Origin of the sequence: Streptomyces nanhaiensis (assembly GCF_046614825.1) — a bacterium.
GTDB lineage: Bacteria > Actinomycetota > Actinomycetes > Streptomycetales > Streptomycetaceae > Streptomyces > Streptomyces radiopugnans.
On sequence record NZ_JBKJFM010000127.1, the window covers coordinates 1 to 18,700 of the forward strand.

Consider the following 18,700-nt stretch of genomic DNA (forward strand, 5'->3'; position numbering starts at 1 on the left):
TCCGGCGCCCGGTGCCTGGGCCGGGACGCCGGCTGCGCGGGCCGCACCCGCCCGCCCCGGTGCCGCTCGATCAGCGCCACCGCGCCGGCCGGGAGCCAGGCGGAGGCCGTGCCGCTGTCGTCGCCGCCGGAGGAGAACAGGTGCGGGGCGAGCTGCGCCTGGAGGTCGGCCGGGGTGGGCCGCTGGTCGGGCTCGGTGCGCATGCAGGACTCGATGAGCGGTCCGAGCTCGTCGGGCAGGCCCTCCAGGTCCGGGCCCTCGCGCAGCAGCATGAAGACGGTCTCGACGGGGTTCGCCCCGTGGAAGGGCGGATGGCCGGTGGCGGCGAAGACCAGGGTGGAGCCGAGGGAGAAGACGTCGCTGGCGCCCGTGACGCTGCGCGAGTCCCGCGCCTGCTCGGGTGACATGTACGAGGGTGTGCCGACGGCGACGTTCGTCATCGTCAGCCGGGTGTTGGACACCCCGGAGGCGATGCCGAAGTCGATCACCCGCGGGCCGTCCTCGACCACCAGCACGTTGGAGGGCTTCAGGTCGCGGTGGACCAGGCCCGCGCCGTGGATGGACTGGAGCGCCTCGGCGACGCCGGCGGCCAGCCAGCGCACGGCCTGCGCCGGGAGCGGCCCGCACTCGTTGACTATCTCCTCCAGGGACGGCGCGGGCACGTACGCGGTGGCCAGCCACGGCACCGCGGCGCGCGGGTCGGCGTCCACGACGGCGGCGGTGTAGAAACCGCTGACCGCGCGGGCCGCCTCCACCTCCCGGGTGAAGCGGACGCGGAAGAGCTGGTCCTCGGCGAGCTCGGTGCGCACCGTCTTGATCGCCACCCGGCGCCCGGAGGCCGAACGGGCGAGGTAGACCAGCCCCATGCCCCCGGCGCCCAGCCGTCCGAGCACCTCGAACGGGCCGATACGCCGCGGATCGTGCTGCGTCAGCTGCTCCACCACTTGCCTGCCACCTCCCCGTCGGGGTCGGCGATCGCCGCCCCGTGCAGCCTTCCACCGCCGTACCGGTCCCGCGGTCCGACAGCGATTCTTCCTGGCGGAGCCCCCGGTTGCGAACCCGGGGGCGGTGAGTCGCCCATTCCCGGCCGGTGAGGTCCGGGACGGGACCGTTCCGCGGCCGCCGGGCCCCTGCGCCCATGCGGTCCTCCCGGGCGCCGCCCCGGCCGAGGTTCCCGGGAAGCGGTTTCCCCGATGCCCTGGAAGCGCCGCCTCCGCGCCCGGCCTCAGAGCGCGGTGGAGGTGTCCAGGACCCCGAAGCGCGCGCCCTGGTTGTCGGTGAGGACGGCGTAGCGCCCGAAGGGGGTGTCCTGCGGGCCGTCGACCGTACGGCCGCCCATGCGCACGGTCGTGCGGACGGCCGCGTCGCAGTCGGCGACCGCGAAGTGGACGAGGAAGTGGGCGGGCATCTCCACCGGGTACGTCTCGTCGATCATCGTACGGCTGCCGACGGCGTGCTCGTCGTCGGCGGGCTCGCCCCGCGGGGCCCAGACCATGACGTCGGCCGCCTCCCCCGCGCTCTCGTCACCGGCCGGGTACATGGAGTAGCCGAAGACCTCCTGGTAGAAGGCGTCCACCGGTTCCCTCTCCCGGGTGCACACCTCCGTCCACACGTACGAGCCGGGCTCGCGCACCGCCTCGAAGCCCGCCAGCTCCCCCGGCTGCCACAGGCCGAAGACCGCGCCGCCCGGGTCGACGGCGGTGGCCGCCACCCCGTCCCGGCCGACCGCCTCGGGCTCGGTGACGAGCTGCCCGCCCGCGGCCCGGATGCGTCCGGCCGTCGCCGCGGCGTCGGAGGCGGCGAAGTAGACCGTCCACACCGTCGGCAGCCGGCCGTCCGGCTTGCGGAGCAGCGCCGCGGCCCGCCGGCCGCCGAGCAGCGCGACCGTGCGGGACCCCTGTCCGGGCGGGGCCGGGTCGCCGAAGGTCCAGCCGAACAGCTCGCCGTAGAAGCGCTTGCCCGCCTCCAGGTCGGGGAGCATCGCGTCGGTCCAGCAGGGTGTGCCCTCGGCGAAGGCGCCTCCGGCAGCGACCATCTCCGGCTCCTTCCGTGCGGTTGCGTCCCGATAAGCGAACGCTATCCGCGGATTACCCCTCGTGCAGGGGATCACCCCATTTGGGGCCGGTCGAATCGCGGGCCGATCATCCCTCGGTAAGCTGACGACATGACAGGACAAGTACGAACTGTTGACGGTCGGGTGGCCGGGCGCCGTGGCCAGGCGACGCGGCAGAAGCTGCTCACCTGCCTCGACGAGATGCTCAGCTCGTCGCCCTACCGCGACGTCCGGGTGATCGACGTCGCCCGGCGCGCGGGCACCTCCCCCGCGACCTTCTACCAGTACTTCCCGGACGTGGAGGGCGCCGTCCTGGAGCTGGCCGAGGAGATGTCGAAGGAGAGCTCCTCGCTGAGCGAGCTGGCCACCGACCGCCAGTGGACGGGCAGGGCCGGATGGCAGACGGCGGAGGAGCTGGTGGACGGCCTCCTCTCCTTCTGGCGGGAGAACGACGCGATCCTGCGGGTGGTGGACCTGGGCGCGGCCGAGGGGGACAAACGTTTCTCCAAGATCCGCACGAAGGTCCTCAACGGGATCACCGGCCCGCTGGCCGACTCCATCGGAAAGCTCCAGTCCAAGGGCAAGGCGGACCCCGACATCAGTCCGGCGGCCGTCGCGGGCTCCCTGGTGTCGATGCTCGCCTCGGTGGCCGGCCAGCAGAAGGCCGCGCAGAGCTGGGGCGCCAAGAAGTCCGACCTGAAGCCGAACCTCGCCTATCTGCTCTACCTCGGCGTCACGGGCCGCAAGCCCAGCCGGTAGGCGTCCGGGCCGCCGGCCCGGTTCCCCGTCGCGTCCTGTTCCCGTCCCGTTCCTGTCCGTTTCCTGTCCGTGCCCGGTTTCCCGGGCGGCCGGCCCCTGTCACCGGCCCGCCCGGGAAGCCCCGCCATGAGGCGCCCGGAGGCGCCCGGGGACGTCAGAAGCGGCTGTAGAGGAGCCGGTTCGGCGACCCCTCCCCCGGACCCGCCACCCGGCCGGCGCTCGACGCGTCCAGCAGCGCCCGGGTCACCGCCGCGGGCGTGGCGTCCGGGTTCTCCGATACGTGGAGCGCCGCGGCGCCCGTCACGTGCGGCGCGGACATCGACGTACCGCTCATCGTCCGCACCGCCGTATTCGAGTCGATCCCGGCCGACGGGACGGAGGCCCCGGGCGCGAAGACGTCCACGCAGCCGCCGTGGTTGGACCAGCTCGGCCTGGAGTCGTCCCGCGCCGTCGCGGCCACCGTGATCACCGACGGCTCGCGGGCGGGCGACTGGGTGCACGCGTCGGTGGCCTTGTTGCCCGCCGAGACCACGACGGTGATCCCCGCCTGGACCATCCTGCGCACCGCCGCGTCCTTGGCGTCGCTCGCGGCGCCGCCGATGCTCACGTTGGCGACCGCGGGCCCGACGGCGTTCCTCACGACCCAGTCGTAACCCGCCAGCACGCCCTCGGTGGTGCCCGAGTTCTGGCAGTCCAGCACCTTCACGGCGACCAGCTTCACGCCCTTGGCGACGCCGTACGCCGCACCGCCCAGGAGCCCCGCCACGTGCGTGCCGTGCCCGTGGCAGTCGGAGGCCGTCCGGTTGCCGTCCACGAAGTTGTAGCCGTAGGAGGCGCGCCCGCCGAAGTCCTCGTGGGCGATGTTGACGCCGGAGTCCACGACGTAGGCGGTGACGTTCGACGCCGTGGTGCCGTAGCCGTAGCTCGCGTCCAGCGGCAGGTCGCGCTGGTCGATGCGGTCCAGGCCCCAGCCCGGGTCCGGCTGCACGTCCTGGGTCGCGCTCCGTGCCGCGCTCCGGGCGGCGGCCGCGTCCGGCGCCTGCGGCAGGACGTCGCCGCGCTCGACGCGGTTGGCCTCGACGTACGCCACCGAGGGGTCGGCGGCCAGGCGCCGCGCCTGCTTCTCGGTGGCCTTCAGCGAGAAGCCCTTGAGGGCCGAGGAGTAGGTGCGCTCCGCCTCGCCGCCGAAGGCGCCGGCCAGCTCCTCGGCCCGGTCGCGTACGCCTCGCGCCGTCCTCAGCCCGCGGGCCCGGTCGCCGGAGTCCTTCAGCACCACGATGTACTCGCCGTCCAGCGCGCCGGGCGCGTCAGCGCCCCGGACCTCTCCCAGGGGAGCGGGCTGCGGGCCGGGGGCGGCCGACGCCGCCTCGGCGGTGGTGCCCGCCAGGACGAGCGCCGCCAGGGCGGCGCCGACGGCTATTCGGGGTCTTCTGGCCTTCTTCAACGTGTGTTCTCTCTTCGCTGGGGGGTGCGTGTGCACTGGAGAGTGCTCACGGTTCTAGCCGATGGCATGTCACCCGCGGGGCACCGGGGTGCCATGGCACCCCGGTGCCCACGTGCACTTCTGTGCCAGGCCGGTGGTACGCGGCACGGTGACGCAGGCTCCCGCGGTACGCGGTACGCGGCCCGTCGGCGGGCGGCGGGCGGGCATCGCAGTCCGGGCATCGCGGGACATCGCACGGCCGGGCCTCACAGCCAGCCCCGCCGCTGCGCCTGGAGGGCGAGCTGGAAGCGGCTGCCCGCACCGGCCTGCGCCATCAGCAGCTCCATGCGGCGGAAGAACGTGCGGCGGCTGACGCCCAGTTCGCGGATGATCTGGCTGTCGGGCACCCCCGCGACCAGCATCGCCAGGATGCGGCGCTCGGCCGGGCCGGGCCGGGCGCCGCCCGGCGCGGCGGCCCCGCTCTCGGGGTGGACGGGCAGCGCCCGGCCCCAGTACGCCTCGAACAGCGCCCGCAGCGCGGCGAGTAACGCGCTCGGCCGCACCACGAGCATGCTGCGGCTGACGTCCACGTCCGCGATGGACATCGAGACGAAGCCGACGCGGTCGTCCACCACCATCAGCTTCACCGGCAGCCCGGACACCACCCGGGCCTCCTCGCCCGCGTCCACGCACGGCTGGACGTTCTCGGTGAGGTAGCCGGGGCGGGCGAGCGACTCCCGTGTGTACACCACCCGGTAGCGCACCCCGCGGCGCAGCTGCCCGACCTCCTCCTTGGTGCCGCGCTCGGTGTCCCAGAAGTACGGCGGCGAGTCGAACCGCAGCACCTCCCGCCGCGCCCCGCCCAGCGCCTCGCCCAGCACGCGGTCGATGTCGCCGCCGGTCACCTCCTCGGCGACCGAGCCGCCCACGGCCGACGGCGTACGGCGGCGGTAGCGCTCGTAGGCGCGCGCCACCGCCGAACGGGCCTCCTCCAGCCGCAGCGTCTCGCGCCGGGAGAGCAACTCCAGCGCGGACGCGGGCGGTACGGGCACCAGTCCGCCGGAGAAGTCCCGTGCGCCGCGCTCATCACCGCCCGCTCCTTCCCCGCCCACCCCTTCCCCGGCGGGCACCTCGCCGGCGGGCACCTCCGCCGCCAGGCCGAGCGCGAGCAGCGCGCGCCGCGCCTCGGGGGAGGCCCGGGGCACCGGACGGCCCGTCAGCAGTGCCACGTACAGGGCGACGGCCCCGCCGTCCACACCGAGCGCGGACAGATGGGCCGCCAGGGTGTCGGGGCGCGGCTCCTCCGCCGATGCCCCGCCTCCGTCGCGCCTCACGCTGCGGCACCTTAGTGCCGCTGTCCCGCAGGTGTCACCGGCCGTCCGCACACCGGTGTACAAAGTCTGCGTACGCCGCTCGCCGGCCGGCCGCAACCCCGGCCGCCGGGCGGGGTGCCGTCCGCTCCGTGGCGATGATCACGGCCCGGCGCCCGGGCGGTCCCCCCGGGTGCCGCACAGCGCACGGAGGCAGGCGGCGATCTCCGGGTATCCGGGTTCCGGGGCGCAGGTCCCACGCCCCGGGGTCCGGGCCGGGGGCGAACCGGTGAGGAGTGCGATCGGCGATGCCTCCCCGCATCGCGCCGGGGGCCGCCGGGACGGTGTGCGTCCCGGCGGCCCCCGGCCCCTTCCCGTCCCCTTCGCGCACCAATCCGCGCGCCGCTTCGCGCACCGCGCGGATTGGCGGGCGCCCCGCCGGAGCAGGATCGTCATGTGACGACGACGAGCGCGAGCACCTGCGGAGAGCGGCACACGGTGGTACGGCTGCCGGAGTTCACCGGGGCCGACCGGGAAGAGGTCTGCGGGGGCGTCCCCGATCCCTTCGAGATCGAGGGGCTGGTCATGGCGTGGCGGCCCAAGCAGGAGCACTTCGGCATCCGGCGGGAGGGCCGCCTGGTAGCGCACGCGGGCCTGGTGACCGTGCCGGTGGCCATCGCGGGCTCCCGCACCGAGGCGGTGGGCCTGGGCGGTGTGATCGTCGCGCCCGGGATGCGCGGACGGGGCCTGGGGCGGGCGGTCGTCACCGCGGCGGTGGAGCACGCGCGCGGCATGGGTCCCGACGTCGGCCTGCTGTTCTGCTGGCCGGAGTGGATGCCGGTCTACGAGTCCCTGGGGTGGCGGGAGTTGGAGGAGCACGTCCGCGTCGAGCAGCCCGACGGCCCGGTGACCATGCCGATGCGCACCATGTGGACGCCGCTGCGCGAGGGTGCCGGCTGGCCGCCGGGCCCGGTGCGCCTGCTGTCGCTGCCCTTCTAGGTTTCCGCGCCCCCTGCCCGGGAAGCCGGGACCGCGGTGTCGTCCCGGCGTTCGGAGACCGGGCACGCGGGGGAGGAAGCGGGGCATAGACTCATGGGCATGCACATGTCCGACGACAGCAGACCGGTGCACATCATCGGGGGAGGTCCCGGCGGGCTGGCCACCGCCGCCGCCCTGAAGGATCGCGGCATACGGTCCGTCGTGCTGGAGAGGGCCGACTCCGTCGGGGCCTCCTGGCGCGGCCACTACGACCGGCTGCGCCTGCACACCACACGCCGCCGGTCCGCGCTGCCCGGCATGCCGATCCCGCGCTCGTACGGGCGCTGGGTGCGCCGGGACGACCTGGTGCGCTACCTGGAGGACTACGCGCTCCACCACCGGCTGGAGATCGCCGCGGGCGTGGAGGTCAGCCGCATCGACCGGGCCGACGACGGCAGCTGGGTGCTGCGGGCCAACGGCGGCCGGGAGCTGGCCGCGCCGGTGGTCGTGGTGGCCACCGGGCACAACCACACCCCGCGCGTGCCCGACTGGCCCGGACGCGACTCGTTCAAGGGCGAGCTGCTGCACGCCCGCTCCTACCGTGACGCACGGCCGTACGAGGGCCGGGACGTGCTGGTCGTCGGCACCGGCAACACCGGCACCGAGATAGCCCTGGACCTGGCCGAGGGCGGCGCGGCCCGGGTGCGGCTCGCGGTGCGCACCCCGCCCCACATCGTCCGCCGCTCCACCCTGGGCTGGCCCGCGCAGGCGACCGGCATCGCGGTACGGCGGCTGCCGGTGCGCATGGTGGACGGGATGGCCCGGGGGCTGGCGAAGGTCTCCCTGCCGGACCTGTCGCGCCACGGCCTGCCGCGCCCCGAGACCGGCCTGTACACCCGGGTGCGGCAGGGCGCGATCCCCGTGCAGGACACGGGTTTCGTCAAGGCCGTGCGCCAGGGCCGGATAGAGCCGGTGGCCGCGGTGGAGTCCTTCGACGGACCCGAGGTCGCCCTCGCCGACGGCAGCGTCATCGCCCCGGACGCCGTCATAGCGGCCACCGGCTACCGGCGCGGGCTGGAGGAGATGGTGGGCCACCTCGGCGTGCTGGACGAGCGCGGGCTGCCCCGCGCCCGCGGCGCCCGTACGGTGCCCACCGCCGCGGGGCTGTACTTCACCGGCTACACCAACCCCATCAGCGGCATGCTGCGCGAACTGGCCATTGACGCGCGGAAGATCGCCCGGGCCGTCGCGCGCACGACGACCGAGTGACGGGCCCGTTGGCGGGCCCGGTCGCGTGCCCGCCCGCCGCCCGGGTCGTCCGCCTGGACGCCGCCGACCGCGTCCTCCTGCTGAAGTGGCGCGACCCGTACGACGGTTCACGGCTCCGGGAGCCGCCCGGCGGCCGCATCGAGCCCGGTGAGACGCCGCTGGAGGCGGCCCGGCGCGAACTGGCCGAGGAGACCGGACTGGACCCGGCCGCGGTCCTGGACCGGCCGGTGCCCGTCGACCGCGACGTGCGGTGGAAGGGCCGGCGGTACTCCGGCACGGAGCTGTTCTTCCCCGCCCGCTTCGGCGGCGGGCGGCCGGCGGTGTCGCGGACCGGCCTGCTCCCCCACGAGCGGACCGCGCTGGACGCGTACGCCTGGGTGCCGTGGCCGGACCTGGACTCGCTGCCCGGCCGGGTCGAGCCGCCCCATCTGCTCTCCGTACTGGCGGCCCTGCTGCCGGGCGGCCCCTGGCGCGAGCGGCTCACCCCGTGACCGCCGCCGGGCGCCGGCGGATCACCAGGGCCATCAGCGCCGCCGCCGCGCACAGCGCGCCCGAGGCGGTCCACACCGGGTCGTAGGAGCCGAGGGCGTCGCGGGCCGCGCCGCCGAGGAAGGCGACGAGTCCCGCGCCGACCTGGTGGGAGGCGAGCACCCAGCCGAAGACGATCGCCCCGTCCGGGCCGTAGTGCTCCCGGCACAGGGCGATGGTGGGCGGGACGGTGGCCACCCAGTCCAGGCCGTAGAAGACGATGAAGAAGACCATCGGCGGCCGGACGTCCGGGGCCAGCAGCAGCGGCAGCAGAAGCAGTGAGAGGCCGCGCAGCGCGTAGTAGGCGGCCAGCAGCCGGCGGGAGTCGAAGCGGTCGGTGAGCCAGCCGGAGAAGACCGTGCCCGCGATGTCGAAGACACCGATCACGGCGAGCAGCGAGGCGGCGGCCGTGACCGGCATGCCGTGGTCGTGGGCGGCGGGCACGAAGTGGGTCTTGATCAGGCCGTTGGTGGAGGCACCGCAGATGGCGAAGGTGCCCGCGAGCAGCCAGAACGGGCCGGTGCGCGCCGCGTCGCGCAGGACGCGCACCGCCCGGGCGGCGGCGCCCGGCACGGGCGCGGGCTTCGGCACGAACTCCGTCGCGCCGTAGGGCGGCAGGCCCACGTCGGCGGGGTGGTCGCGCATCAGCAGCCAGACGAACGGCACGACCACCAGCGCCGCCAGGGCGACGGTCAGCGCGGCGGGACGCCAGTCGTGGCGGGTGACGATCCAGGACAGCAGCGGCAGGAAGACGAGCTGGCCGGAGGCCCCTGCGGCGGTGAGGAGGCCGGTGACCAGGCCGCGGCGGGCGGCGAACCACCGGTTGGCGACGGTCGCGGAGAACGCAAGCGCCATCGAGCCGCTGCCCAGGCCGACGAGCACGCCCCAGGTCAGCGTGAACTGCCAGGGCTCGGTCATGAACACCGCCGAGCCCGCCCCGGCCGCGATGAGGGTGAGCGCACAGGCCACGACGCGGCGGATGCCGAAGCGGTCCATCAGGGCGGCGGCGAAGGGCGCGGTCAGTCCGTACAGCGCGAGGTTGACGGAGATCGCGAAGCCGATCGTGCCGCGCGACCAGCCGAACTCCGTGTGGAGGGGGTCGATCAGCAGGCCGGGCAGGGAGGCGAAGGCCGCCGCGCCGACGATGGTCACGAAGGCGACGGCGGCCACGTACCAGGCGCGGTGCACACGCGGGGCGCGGCGGCGGGCCGGCGGTACGGGGACGGGGGCGGGGGTGCTCGGAGCGCCCGCCGGGCCGTCCGGGCCGCTCGGGCCGCTCGGCTCCTCCGCCCCGTCGGCCGGCAGGGTCCGGGGTGTCTGGGTCACGCCCCCACCCTGGCCGCTGGAACGGGGCGGAACGAGTGGCCCGGAGGACATGGTGTGCAAGGATCGGGCCATGAGCCCCGCCGTCTTCCGCCATCCGGGACGCCACCGGGTCGCCGTCCTCGTCCGCCACGGTCTGCTGCCCATCGAACTCGGCATCCCGCACCGGATCATGGGCAGGGCGCTGTCGGCCGCCGGCGAGCCGCTGTACGAGGTCGTCACCTGCACACCGGAGCCCGGGCAGGTGCGCACCGACGCCGACTTCGCCGTCACCGTGGAGCACGGCCCCGAGGCGCTGGCCGAGGCCGACACCGTGATCGTCCCGGCCGCCCACGGGGAGGACCCGGCCTACACCGAGGGCCGTCAGGAGCCGGCCGTGGCCGAGGCACTCGCCCGCGTCCGGCCCGGCACCCGCACGGCCTCGATCTGCACCGGGGCCTTCGTCCTGGCCGCGGCCGGGCTGCTCGACGGGCGGCCGGCGACGACGCACTGGGCGTCGTGCGAGCGCCTGAGGCGGATGTACCCGGCGGTGCGGGTGGACCCGGACGTGCTGTACGTGGACGACGGCGACGTACTGACCTCGGCCGGCGTCGCCTCCGGCATCGACCTCTGCCTGCACATGGTGCGTCTCGACCACGGCTCGGCGGTGGCCAACGACGTGGCCCGCCGCACCGTCGTGCCGCCCCACCGCGACGGCGGCCAGGCGCAGTACGTGCGGCGGCCCGTGCCGGAGCCGCAGATCCGCACCACCGGCGCGGCCCGCGCCTGGGCGCTGGGCAATCTCGAACGGCCTCTCTCACTGCGGGAGTTGGCCGACAAGGAGGCGATGAGCGTACGGACCTTCACCCGCCGCTTCCGCGAGGAGGTCGGTACGAGCCCGCTGCGGTGGCTCACCCGGCAGCGGGTCGAGCGCGCCCGGCACCTCCTGGAGAGCAGCGATCTGCCGGTGGAGCGGGTGGCCGCCGAGGCGGGCTTCGGCACGGCGGCCTCGCTGCGGCTGCACTTCCAGGCGGCGCTGGGCGTCTCCCCGGGCGCGTACCGCCGCACCTTCCGTACGGTGGAGGGCCGTTGACGCGCAGGGCGCCGGGGCCGTGTGCGCCGGGGCCGGGCCGGCGCGGCGTCAGGTGCGGACCGGCTGGGCCCGCGGCTCGTCGTAGGCCTCGCGCGGGGCGGCGGGGGCCGCGGCCCTTCCGGTGTCCCCGGCGTCCCGGGCGTCCGCGCTCTCGGCCACCGCACCGCCGCCGCGGTCCAGTTCGCACCAGATGCGCTTGCCCGCGCCCTCGTGGAGCCAGCCCCAGCGGTCGGCGAGCCCGACGACCAGGTCCAGGCCGCGCCCGCCGGTGGCGTCCCCCTCGGCCCGCCGCCGCAGCGGCGGGCTGCTGCTGGTGTCGGCGACCTCGATGCGCACGGTCCCTCCCCCCGCCACGAGGCACCCGGACAGGAGCATGCGCAGCACCGCGGGGCGCCCTGTGTGGACGACGGCGTTGGTCACCAGTTCCGATACCAGCAGCACCAGCGTCTCCACCGTGGACTCGTCCGGCTCCATGCCGAAACCGGCCAGTCTCGACCGGGCCCATCTGCGGGCTCTGCCCACCTCCCTGGGATCGCTTCCGACCTCCAGCTGAACCTGAAGCATCTGCACCCTTCACACCGTCCATGGCCCGGGTCCGCACGGCCTCGCGCCGACGCGAGGCCACTGTCCGTTCCCCCGGTGTCGCACAGAGTGCTGGAACCGGCGCCGCGGCAACAAGCGCTTCGGGCATATTCCGGCGCAAAGGAGTAGTGACACCGCATACTGTGCGACGCCCGGGCCGGGGAGTCGAACATCCGAGCCCGGCGGCCGGAACGCGCTCCGGCGCGCGGCCGTCGGCGGCGGCGCGCCACCGGACGCGCCGGTATGCGACCGGATGCGCCCGCAATCGCCAACTGCCCTTCTCTCCAACGCTTTTCGTGATCGACTCGGATCACGACAAGCGGCAGCGGCGCTCCTCGCCGTCCTCGGCGCCCTGCCGGGCTCGGGCATCACCTACGCGTTCCGGCGCCGGACGGCCGCGTGCGGCCAGGAGCCGGCGCGCCGGGGCCCGGGAGCCCTCCGGGGCTCCTCGGAACAGGCCTTCGGGGGCTTCGTCCCGGCGGCGGCGCCCTGTGCGGGCGAGCTCCCGGAGACGGGCGCCGCACCGGCGCGGCGGGGAGGGGAGGGGTCAGGCGCTGAGCGGGCTGGCGGCGTCGTCCGTCGCCTCGTCGAGGTCCGGGTAGCAGTCGAAGAGCCGGCGCACCCCGAGCGCGGCGAGGACCCGGTTGACGTGGGATCCGTCCACCGCGCCCTGGGCGGGGAGGATCAGCCGGAGCCGGCCGGCGCACGAGCGCATCAGCCGGCGCGACGCTATGAGGACGCCGACGCCGCTGGAGTCGCAGAACAGCACCTGCGACAGGTCCAGTACGAGGCTGCGGCGGCCGTCGGCCACGGCGTCGTGCACATGCTGGCGGACCACGGGGGAGGTGACGAGATCCAGCTCACCCGACACCCGCAGCACGGCCCACTCCCCCCGGTCCTCCCCGATCACCTTCAACGACACGCGCCCGTAGTCCCTTCATCCGCCGACACCGACCGGAACGTTCCCTTCCCGCCCTGCCCCCTCGCCGACCGCCCCTGCCGGGCATCGTCACGACACCTGCAGACCTCGACCCTATGCCGAACCGGGTCTCCGCCTCTCCCCACTTCCGGTCACACCCGCGTAACACACCACCGGATCCGGACAGGACCGAACCGTCCCGATCAACACGAAGGCGCACAAAGTGACCGGTCCACGACCATGCGCAACCGTGTGGAGGAGCACACTGCCCTAAAGGGAGGCATCCTGTCAGCTTCTGCCATTACATTCGAGATGAGCAGCAGGCTGGGGGTGGAGGATGCCGAACGAGACGCCCGACGGGACACCCGGCACGACAAGTCCTCACCGGGACCACGAGATGCGGCGGCGGCTGGTACGGGGCGAGGAGTCCGCGCTGGCGGAGCTGTACGACGCGCACGCCTCCGTGGTGCGCGGCCTCGCCCACCGCTTCCTGGACGACGAGGAGGCCGCGGACCGCGTCGTGGCGGAGGTCTTCGCCGAGGTGTGGGCGGACCCCGGGGCGTACGAGCCGGAGCGCGGCTCGCTGCGCCTGTGGCTGACCGAGCTCACCCAGCTGCGGGCGCTGCGGCACCTGGACGCGGTCTCCCCCGCCCCGGAGTCGCGGGCCCTGCTGGAGGAGCGGATCCGCGCCGCGTCCGCCGCCGCCCGCGCAGACCGCATGGTCACCGCCATGCCCGGCTCGCTGCGGACGGCCCTGGAGCTGGCGTACGTGGGGCGCCGGGACTACCGCGAGGCCGCTGCCGAACTGGGCGTCAGCGAGGGCGAGGCGCGGCGGCGGATGAGGCTGGGGCTCCAGTTGCTCTCCACGGCCGCGGCTCGCCCGTCACCCCGCCCGCCGGGCCCGCCGGGTCCGCCCGTGGGAAACGGAACGGAGAAGGCCTCGTGAGTCCCGCCGGGGACCGGGACACCGGGCGGGCGGCGGGGCCGGCGGCCGCGGCGGACGGTGAGGAGGGCTGTGAGGCGGGCTGTGAGGCGGGCTGTGAGGCGGGCTGTGAGGAGAGCGCCGCGGAGGGCGGCCGCATCTCCCCCGACGAACATCTCGTCCTGAAGTCCCTGCTGGGCGTGTGGGCCCTGGCGGTCTGCTCGCCCGAGGAGACCGCCGCCGTCGAGGCGCACCTGCCCCGGTGCCCGTCCTGCGCCGAGGAGGCGCGGCGACTGCGGGACGCCGTGGGGCTGATGCACCGCGAGGAGAGCCTGGACCCGGGCCCGCTGCTGCGCTCGCGGGTGCTGGAGGAGTGCCTGCGCCTGCGCCCGGCCCGAACACCCCTGCCGCAGTGGGCGGCGCCGTACGACGCGGAGACCGCGCGGCTCGACGCGCTGCTGCGCGACATGGGCGAGGCGGAGTGGAACACCCCGGTCCGGCTGCACTGGGCGACCGGCGAGCGCACGCTGACGCTGTGCGGGGTGCTCGCCCACCTCGGTTCGGTGGACGGCCTGGTGGCCACCGCGCTCGGGCTGGACGACCCCCTCGGCCCCGGCGCCCCGCGCACCGTGGGCGACCGCACGGAGACGGCGGTCGAGCGGTGCCGCGCGCACGGGCCGCCGTTCGTGCGGAACAAGTGGCGCACCCAGACCCGGAACATCGTGCGCACCGCGGCCCTGCACGCCCACGAGGCCGATCTGCCGGTGGACTTCGCCGAGTTCCGGCGCCCGCTGCGCGACGCGCTGGCCGGGCGGGCGTTCGCGTGCTGGATCCACGCGGAGGACATCGCCACGGCGGTCGACTACCCGTACGAGCCGCCCGCGCCCGAACACCTGGCCCGCATGGTCGACTTCGTCGCCCGGCGGCTTCCGGAGGCCATCGCGGCGCGGCGCCGCGCCGGGCTGGCCGCCCCGCCGCGCCGGCTGACGGCGGCGGGCGCTCCGGGCCGCACCCTCCGTCTGGAGATCGGGGGCCGGGGCGGCGGCGACTGGTACATCCCCCTGGACTCCCCGGCCGCCCTCGCCTCCCCGGAGCACACGGTGGCCCGTCTCGCGCTGGAGGACACGGAGTTCTGCCGGCTGGCCGCGGGCCACGTGCCGCCGCGGGAGGCGGCCGCGGGCCGGGAGGGCGACGACGAGGCGGTCGGCGACACCCTGCGGGCCGTGGCCTCGCTCTCCCGGATGTGACCCCGCCAGGCCCTGCCAGGCCCCGCCCGGCGCCGTCCGCCGGCCCGCCCGGCGCGGGCACGGCGGGGCCGCGGGCGGGACCGTCAGTCGAAGACGACCGTGCGGTGGCCGTTGAGCAGCACACGGTGCTCGCTGTGCCACTTCACCGCGCGGGCCAGCGCCTGGCACTCCACGTCCCGGCCGACCGCCACGAGCTGCTCGGGGGTGAGCTCGTGCCCGACGCGCTCCACCTCCTGCTCGATGATCGGGCCCTCGTCCAGCTCGGCGGTGACGTAGTGCGCCGTGGCGCCGATCAGCTTCACACCGCGCGCGTGGGCCTGGTGGTAGGGCTTGGCGCCCTTGAAGCTCGGCAGGAAGGAGTGGTGGATGTTGATGATCCGGCCCGACAGCTCCTTGCACAGATCGTCCGAGATCACCTGCATGTAGCGGGCCAGCACCACCAGCTCCACGCCCTCCTCGCGGACGATCTCCAGCAGCCGCGCCTCCGCCTGCGGCTTGGTCTCCCTGGTGACCGGGATGTGGTGGAAGGGGATGCCGTAGGAGGAGACCAGCTCCTCGAAGTCGGTGTGGTTGGAGACCACCGCCACGATCTCGATCGGCAGCGCGCCGATGCGCGTGCGGAACAGCAGGTCGTTCAGGCAGTGCCCGAACCTGCTGACCATGAGGACGACGCGCATCCGCTCGTCGGCGCGGTGGATCTGCCAGTCCATCTGGAAGGAGTCGCCCACCGCCGCGAAGCTCGCCCGCAGCTTCTCCACGGTCACCGGGGCCTCCGCGCTGAAGTGCACCCGCATGAAGAACAGCCCGGTGTCGTGGTCCCCGAACTGCCGGCTGTCCTCGATGTTGCAGCCGGTCATGAAGAGGTAGCTGGAGACGGCGTGCACGATGCCCTGTTTGTCCGGGCACGACAACGTCAGGACGTACTGCTCGGGCTTCTCGGGCGCTGCGGTGGGCTGCGGCTGGCTCATGTGCACAAGCGTGGCACATCCGGGCCGGCCGCCGTGACCGGTCCCGGCAGGCGGGAACGGGGCCGGGCGGACTGGGCCGGGGCGGGGCCGGGGGTCAGGCGGCCCGCAGCATGGCCGCCAGCGCGTCGAGCGAGTGGGGCGGACGGTCCGGGTCCTCGCCGTCGTTGGCGGAGAGCAGGACGTGGGCGTCGCGCGCCGCGTGGACGGCCTCCGGCCAGCCCGGGTGCTCCAGGTAGGCGGCCACCGGGGCGTCCGCCCCGACCTGGTGCATGATCCGCAGGACGCGCAGCACCGCGACGTCGACGAGCGCGGCCTCCTGGGCGTCGCGGAAGATCGTGCCGATGTACTTGTCCGCGGACCAGTTGTCCAGCCAGGTGTCCTCGACCAGGCGGTAGACGGCGTCCGTGACGTCGCCGTACCCGGGCAGGCCCGTCAGCCAGCACTCCCGCTGGAAGGCCGGGTCGGAGAGCATGTGCAGCGCCGAGCGCACATTGCTGCGCCAGCGCCACCAGGGCATGTCTTTGGGCGGCATGCCGTCCATGGTGCTCGAACGACCGGCCCGGCGGGAAGACCTCTCCTGGCCCTGCGGGCCCTGCCCGCTCCGCTCACCCTGCTGTGGCTCACCCTGTTGTGCCTGCACGGTCGTCGATCGTACGTTCCGCACCGGACGGATCCGCGCACCCCCCGCCTGTTCACCCCGTCGTTGCTCCGCGTTGGCTGTTCATCACTCGTCCGTTACAGCCGCGGCGGAATCGTTCGGGGTCATGACCGCATGGCGTAGCAAACGTTCCGCTAGGACCATGGCCGCTCTCGCCGCCACCACGGGGATCTGCGCTTCACTGCTCACCGGCTGCGGCATGCTGCCCGGTGACGCGAGGGCCGACGAGGGCACTGTGACCGTGATGACTTGGGCCCCGGAGGGGACCGGGGCCACCAACATGCCCGGTATGCCGGCTATGGCACAGGCATATGCACGCTGGGTGAACGCCACCGGGGGCATCAACGGGCGGACACTCCGCGTTCTCACCTGCAACGACCACAACGACTCGGTGGGCGCCGCGCGGTGCGCCGACCGCGCCCGCACCGAGGAGGTCGCCGCGGTCGTCGGCTCGTACAGCCAGCACGGCCGTACGTTCATGACGGCCCTGGAGTCGGCCGGCATCCCCTACCTCGGCGGCTACGGCGTGACGGACGAGGAGTTCACCAGCCCGCTGTCGTACCCGGTCAACGGGGGCCAGGCCACCCTGCTCGCCGGGAACGGCCACCAGCTCGCCGACCACTGCGAGCGGGTCTCGCTCGTACGCCCCGACACCGTCTCGGGCGACCAGCTCCCCCGGCTGCTCAACGCCGGCCTGGCCACCGCAGGCGACCGGGGCCCGGCGGCCGACATCCGCGCCCCGGAGGACGCCTCCGCCTACACCGAGCACGCCAGGCGCGCCCTGGCCGGAGTGGGCCTGGCGGAGGACGGCGGCGGGACCCGGACCGCCGGCGGGACGGGTGGCGGTGCGGACGGTGCCGCGGGGGACGGGGCGGAGGGGGCCTGCGTCACCGCCGTGCTCGGCGGCCGTACCGACACCTTCTTCGACTCCTTCCGGCGGTTGCGCGAGGACGGCCCCGGCGTGCGGATCGCCTCGGTGCTCGGCAGCGTGCAGCAGTCGCTCGTGGACCGGACGGGCGGCCCGGACAGCCAGTGGGAGGGCGCGTACGCCACCGGCTGGTACCCGGTCTCCTCCGACCCGCGCTGGGCGCAGATGAGGAGCGTAATCCGAGAGCACGCCTTCGGCGACAACCGGATCGACGCGGCCGACCCCGGTGTCCAGACCACCTGGATCGCGTACACCGTGCTGCGGGCGGCACTGGAGCACACCGAGGGGCCCGTCACCGCCAGGACCGTCCGGCGCGCCCTGGAGACCATGCCCCCGGTGGACACCGGAGACCTGACACCGCGGCTGAGCTGGCGCTACGACGACATGCTGGCCGTGCGCGACCATCCGCGGCTGGTCAACGCGATGGTGACCTTCCAGCAGATCAGGGAGGGCACGCTGGCCCCGGCCCGCAAGGGCTTCGTCGACGTGCGCGACACCCTGGAGACCGTGCCGGACGGCGGCTGAGGCACGCGCGCGGCGCGGCTCCGGGCCGGGCGCGGGAGCCCGGCCCCGGCAACCGGGGCCGGGCACGCGGTCAGGATCAGAGCTGGCTGAACTGCCTCTCGGGCAGGCCGTACCGGCGGGCGGTCGGATTCCACAGTCCGGCCGCCTTCTTCTTGGCCGCCGTGGCGTCGCCGCTGGCCTTGTTGCCCTGGGCGGTCCGGTCGGTGATCCGGGCCTGGCCCTTCCGGCAGCCCTTCCTCCCCGCGACCTGGTCGGCCCACGCGGCGTAGTGGTTGTCCGCGGCGGCCGACGCCTTCCACGCCTCGGTGAGCGCGTCGGACAGCTCCTGGTGCCTGGGCAGTTCGTCGATCTCGATCTCGTCCAGCCTGGTGACCAGGTCGTTGCGCTGCCGGGCGGCGTCGCGCAGATCGGTGGCGGCCTTGCCCAGGTTCTCGCACTTCTTGATGTTCTCCACCGACCGGATGACCGCGTTGCGGCTGTTGTTGCTGTCCGCGAGCAGCTTGTCCAGCTCCTTGGCCTGGGCCTCCGCGGGGTCGGCCGAGGGGGACGGCGACCGCTCGGGCTCGGCGGGGGCGGGCGCCTCCGCCCGCGGCTGCTCCACCGGCTTGTCCCCGCCGCTCAGCGCCGCGCCGGCGGCCAGCCCGGCGGTGATGAGCCCGGCGACGACGAGTCCGGCGACGGCGGCACGCGGCAGACCGCGCCGCCCGCCGGCGGCCCGGCCGACGCCCCCGTGGCCACCGGGGCCGCCGTAACCGCCGTGACCGCCGCCGTAACCGCCGTGGCCGCCGCCGTAGGAGGGCTGTGCGGTCCCCGCGTCGATGGGCGGAAGCTGCTGGGTGGCGTCCGCGGGCTGGGCGCCCGGCTGCGCGCCGCCCCGGAACAGGCCGTCGAAGTCCGAGGGCGGGGTGGTGCGGTCGCCGGGAGCGCCGGGGCGTATCCCGTACGGGGCTCCGGCGGGCGGCGGAGGCACCGGGCGCGAGGCCGCGGGCACGCCTTCGGGCGGCAGCGGCCTGCGCAGCATCGTGGTGCTCTCGGTGTCGCGCTCCGGGGGCGTGCCGCCGGTGACCGGCCGCAGGACCCGGGTGGCGTCGTCCAGGCCCCCATGGCCGCTCCGGCCGCCCGGCGAGCCCGGTGCACCCGGCGCCGCCTGGGGGGCCTGGGGGGCCTGAGGAGCGTGGGGCGCCGGGCCGGACGGGGTCATCGGGGGCAGGAGCTGCGTCTCGTCGGCGGCCCCGG

18 protein-coding genes are annotated in these 18,700 nt (G+C 75.0%); 8 read left to right on the forward strand and 10 right to left on the reverse strand.

Translation table 11 applies throughout. The features are described from left to right. Positions 1 to 944: serine/threonine-protein kinase (locus ACLIYP_RS23030; RefSeq protein ID WP_412715025.1), on the reverse strand; the 944-nt coding region annotated here is incomplete at its 3' end. A gap of 281 nt (positions 945 to 1,225) precedes the next feature. Next, positions 1,226 to 2,035 carry a VOC family protein gene (locus tag ACLIYP_RS23035; protein ID WP_412715026.1) on the reverse strand — a complete coding sequence of 270 codons (810 nt, stop codon included), beginning with the start codon at positions 2,033 to 2,035 and terminating at the stop codon, positions 1,226 to 1,228. A gap of 129 nt (positions 2,036 to 2,164) precedes the next feature. Between ACLIYP_RS23035 and ACLIYP_RS23040 the strand changes: the two genes are divergently transcribed. Further along, positions 2,165 to 2,812, forward strand: coding sequence for a TetR family transcriptional regulator (locus ACLIYP_RS23040; RefSeq protein ID WP_412715027.1), 648 nt, complete (start codon positions 2,165 to 2,167; stop codon positions 2,810 to 2,812). Positions 2,813 to 2,966: 154 nt separating this feature from the next. Here the strand turns inward: ACLIYP_RS23040 and ACLIYP_RS23045 are convergent, their stop codons facing one another. Continuing rightward, a complete protein-coding gene (locus ACLIYP_RS23045; protein WP_412715028.1) occupies positions 2,967 to 4,256 on the reverse strand; it encodes a S8 family peptidase in 1,290 nt (429 codons plus the stop codon). 245 nt (positions 4,257 to 4,501) lie between these two features. Next, positions 4,502 to 5,569, reverse strand: a complete 1,068-nt coding sequence (locus ACLIYP_RS23050) for a LuxR family transcriptional regulator (protein ID WP_412715029.1) — start codon at positions 5,567 to 5,569, stop codon at positions 4,502 to 4,504. 432 nt (positions 5,570 to 6,001) lie between these two features. Between ACLIYP_RS23050 and ACLIYP_RS23055 the strand changes: the two genes are divergently transcribed. The 3 genes from ACLIYP_RS23055 (at position 6,002) to ACLIYP_RS23065 (ending at position 8,283) form a co-directional block, all read left to right on the forward strand. Next, complete coding sequence (locus ACLIYP_RS23055; protein WP_412715030.1) at positions 6,002 to 6,544, forward strand: GNAT family N-acetyltransferase; 543 nt, start codon at positions 6,002 to 6,004, stop codon at positions 6,542 to 6,544. 105 nt (positions 6,545 to 6,649) lie between these two features. After that, positions 6,650 to 7,792 carry a flavin-containing monooxygenase gene (locus ACLIYP_RS23060; protein WP_412715039.1) on the forward strand — a complete coding sequence of 381 codons (1,143 nt, stop codon included), beginning with the start codon at positions 6,650 to 6,652 and terminating at the stop codon, positions 7,790 to 7,792. After that, complete coding sequence (locus tag ACLIYP_RS23065; RefSeq protein ID WP_412715031.1) at positions 7,789 to 8,283, forward strand: NUDIX domain-containing protein; 495 nt, start codon at positions 7,789 to 7,791, stop codon at positions 8,281 to 8,283. The genes ACLIYP_RS23060 and ACLIYP_RS23065 overlap by 4 nt, the downstream gene beginning before the upstream one ends. Here ACLIYP_RS23065 and ACLIYP_RS23070 read toward each other — a convergent pair. Further along, positions 8,273 to 9,508: an MFS transporter gene (locus ACLIYP_RS23070; RefSeq protein WP_412715040.1), complete on the reverse strand. Its 1,236-nt coding sequence runs from the start codon at positions 9,506 to 9,508 to the stop codon at positions 8,273 to 8,275. The two genes, ACLIYP_RS23065 and ACLIYP_RS23070, sit on opposite strands and share 11 nt — an antisense overlap. A gap of 208 nt (positions 9,509 to 9,716) precedes the next feature. Between ACLIYP_RS23070 and ACLIYP_RS23075 the strand changes: the two genes are divergently transcribed. After that, positions 9,717 to 10,715, forward strand: a complete 999-nt coding sequence (locus ACLIYP_RS23075) for a GlxA family transcriptional regulator (protein ID WP_412715032.1) — start codon at positions 9,717 to 9,719, stop codon at positions 10,713 to 10,715. Positions 10,716 to 10,763: 48 nt separating this feature from the next. Here the strand turns inward: ACLIYP_RS23075 and ACLIYP_RS23080 are convergent, their stop codons facing one another. Continuing rightward, positions 10,764 to 11,285: an ATP-binding protein gene (locus tag ACLIYP_RS23080; RefSeq protein WP_412715033.1), complete on the reverse strand. Its 522-nt coding sequence runs from the start codon at positions 11,283 to 11,285 to the stop codon at positions 10,764 to 10,766. 559 nt (positions 11,286 to 11,844) lie between these two features. After that, a complete protein-coding gene (locus tag ACLIYP_RS23085) occupies positions 11,845 to 12,219 on the reverse strand; it encodes an STAS domain-containing protein (protein ID WP_177213998.1) in 375 nt (124 codons plus the stop codon). 334 nt (positions 12,220 to 12,553) lie between these two features. On the opposite strand from ACLIYP_RS23085, the gene ACLIYP_RS23090 reads away from it, so the two are divergent. Together ACLIYP_RS23090 and ACLIYP_RS23095 are read left to right on the forward strand one after the other, a co-directional pair. After that, on the forward strand, positions 12,554 to 13,162 hold the full coding sequence (locus ACLIYP_RS23090) for an RNA polymerase sigma factor (protein WP_412715034.1): 609 nt from the start codon (positions 12,554 to 12,556) through the stop codon (positions 13,160 to 13,162). After that, entirely contained in the window at positions 13,159 to 14,385 is a 1,227-nt protein-coding gene (locus ACLIYP_RS23095) for a zf-HC2 domain-containing protein (RefSeq protein WP_412715035.1), read from the forward strand. The genes ACLIYP_RS23090 and ACLIYP_RS23095 overlap by 4 nt, the downstream gene beginning before the upstream one ends. An 83-nt stretch (positions 14,386 to 14,468) precedes the next feature. Here ACLIYP_RS23095 and purU read toward each other — a convergent pair whose 3' ends face one another. Both purU and ACLIYP_RS23105 read right to left on the reverse strand, forming a co-directional pair. Continuing rightward, positions 14,469 to 15,353, reverse strand: coding sequence for a formyltetrahydrofolate deformylase (gene purU / locus ACLIYP_RS23100; protein WP_412715036.1), 885 nt, complete (start codon positions 15,351 to 15,353; stop codon positions 14,469 to 14,471). Between the two features lie 94 nt (positions 15,354 to 15,447). Continuing rightward, positions 15,448 to 15,894, reverse strand: coding sequence for an SCO4402 family protein (locus ACLIYP_RS23105; RefSeq protein ID WP_412715041.1), 447 nt, complete (start codon positions 15,892 to 15,894; stop codon positions 15,448 to 15,450). A gap of 223 nt (positions 15,895 to 16,117) precedes the next feature. Here ACLIYP_RS23105 and ACLIYP_RS23110 point away from each other — a divergent pair, with 223 nt between their 5' ends. Continuing rightward, on the forward strand, positions 16,118 to 17,464 hold the full coding sequence (locus tag ACLIYP_RS23110; protein WP_412715037.1) for an ABC transporter substrate-binding protein: 1,347 nt from the start codon (positions 16,118 to 16,120) through the stop codon (positions 17,462 to 17,464). Between the two features lie 76 nt (positions 17,465 to 17,540). Here ACLIYP_RS23110 and ACLIYP_RS23115 read toward each other — a convergent pair. Further along, positions 17,541 to 18,700, reverse strand: a 1,160-nt coding sequence (locus ACLIYP_RS23115) for a hypothetical protein (RefSeq protein ID WP_412715038.1), incomplete at its 5' end; no start/stop codon positions are given.

Bases quoted from the DNA above. Each gene is read 5' to 3' on its own strand.
- ACLIYP_RS23035 (WP_412715026.1), bottom strand. From the start codon at position 2,035: ATGGTCGCTGCCGGAGGCGCCTTCGCCGAGGGCACACCCTGCTGGACC.
- ACLIYP_RS23040 (WP_412715027.1), top strand. From the start codon at position 2,165: ATGACAGGACAAGTACGAACTGTTGACGGTCGGGTGGCCGGGCGCCGT.
- ACLIYP_RS23060 (WP_412715039.1), top strand. From the start codon at position 6,650: ATGTCCGACGACAGCAGACCGGTGCACATCATCGGGGGAGGTCCCGGC.
- ACLIYP_RS23075 (WP_412715032.1), top strand. From the start codon at position 9,717: ATGAGCCCCGCCGTCTTCCGCCATCCGGGACGCCACCGGGTCGCCGTC.
- ACLIYP_RS23090 (WP_412715034.1), top strand. From the start codon at position 12,554: ATGCCGAACGAGACGCCCGACGGGACACCCGGCACGACAAGTCCTCAC.
- purU (WP_412715036.1), bottom strand. From the start codon at position 15,353: ATGAGCCAGCCGCAGCCCACCGCAGCGCCCGAGAAGCCCGAGCAGTAC.
- ACLIYP_RS23105 (WP_412715041.1), bottom strand. From the start codon at position 15,894: ATGGACGGCATGCCGCCCAAAGACATGCCCTGGTGGCGCTGGCGCAGC.
- ACLIYP_RS23110 (WP_412715037.1), top strand. From the start codon at position 16,118: ATGACCGCATGGCGTAGCAAACGTTCCGCTAGGACCATGGCCGCTCTC.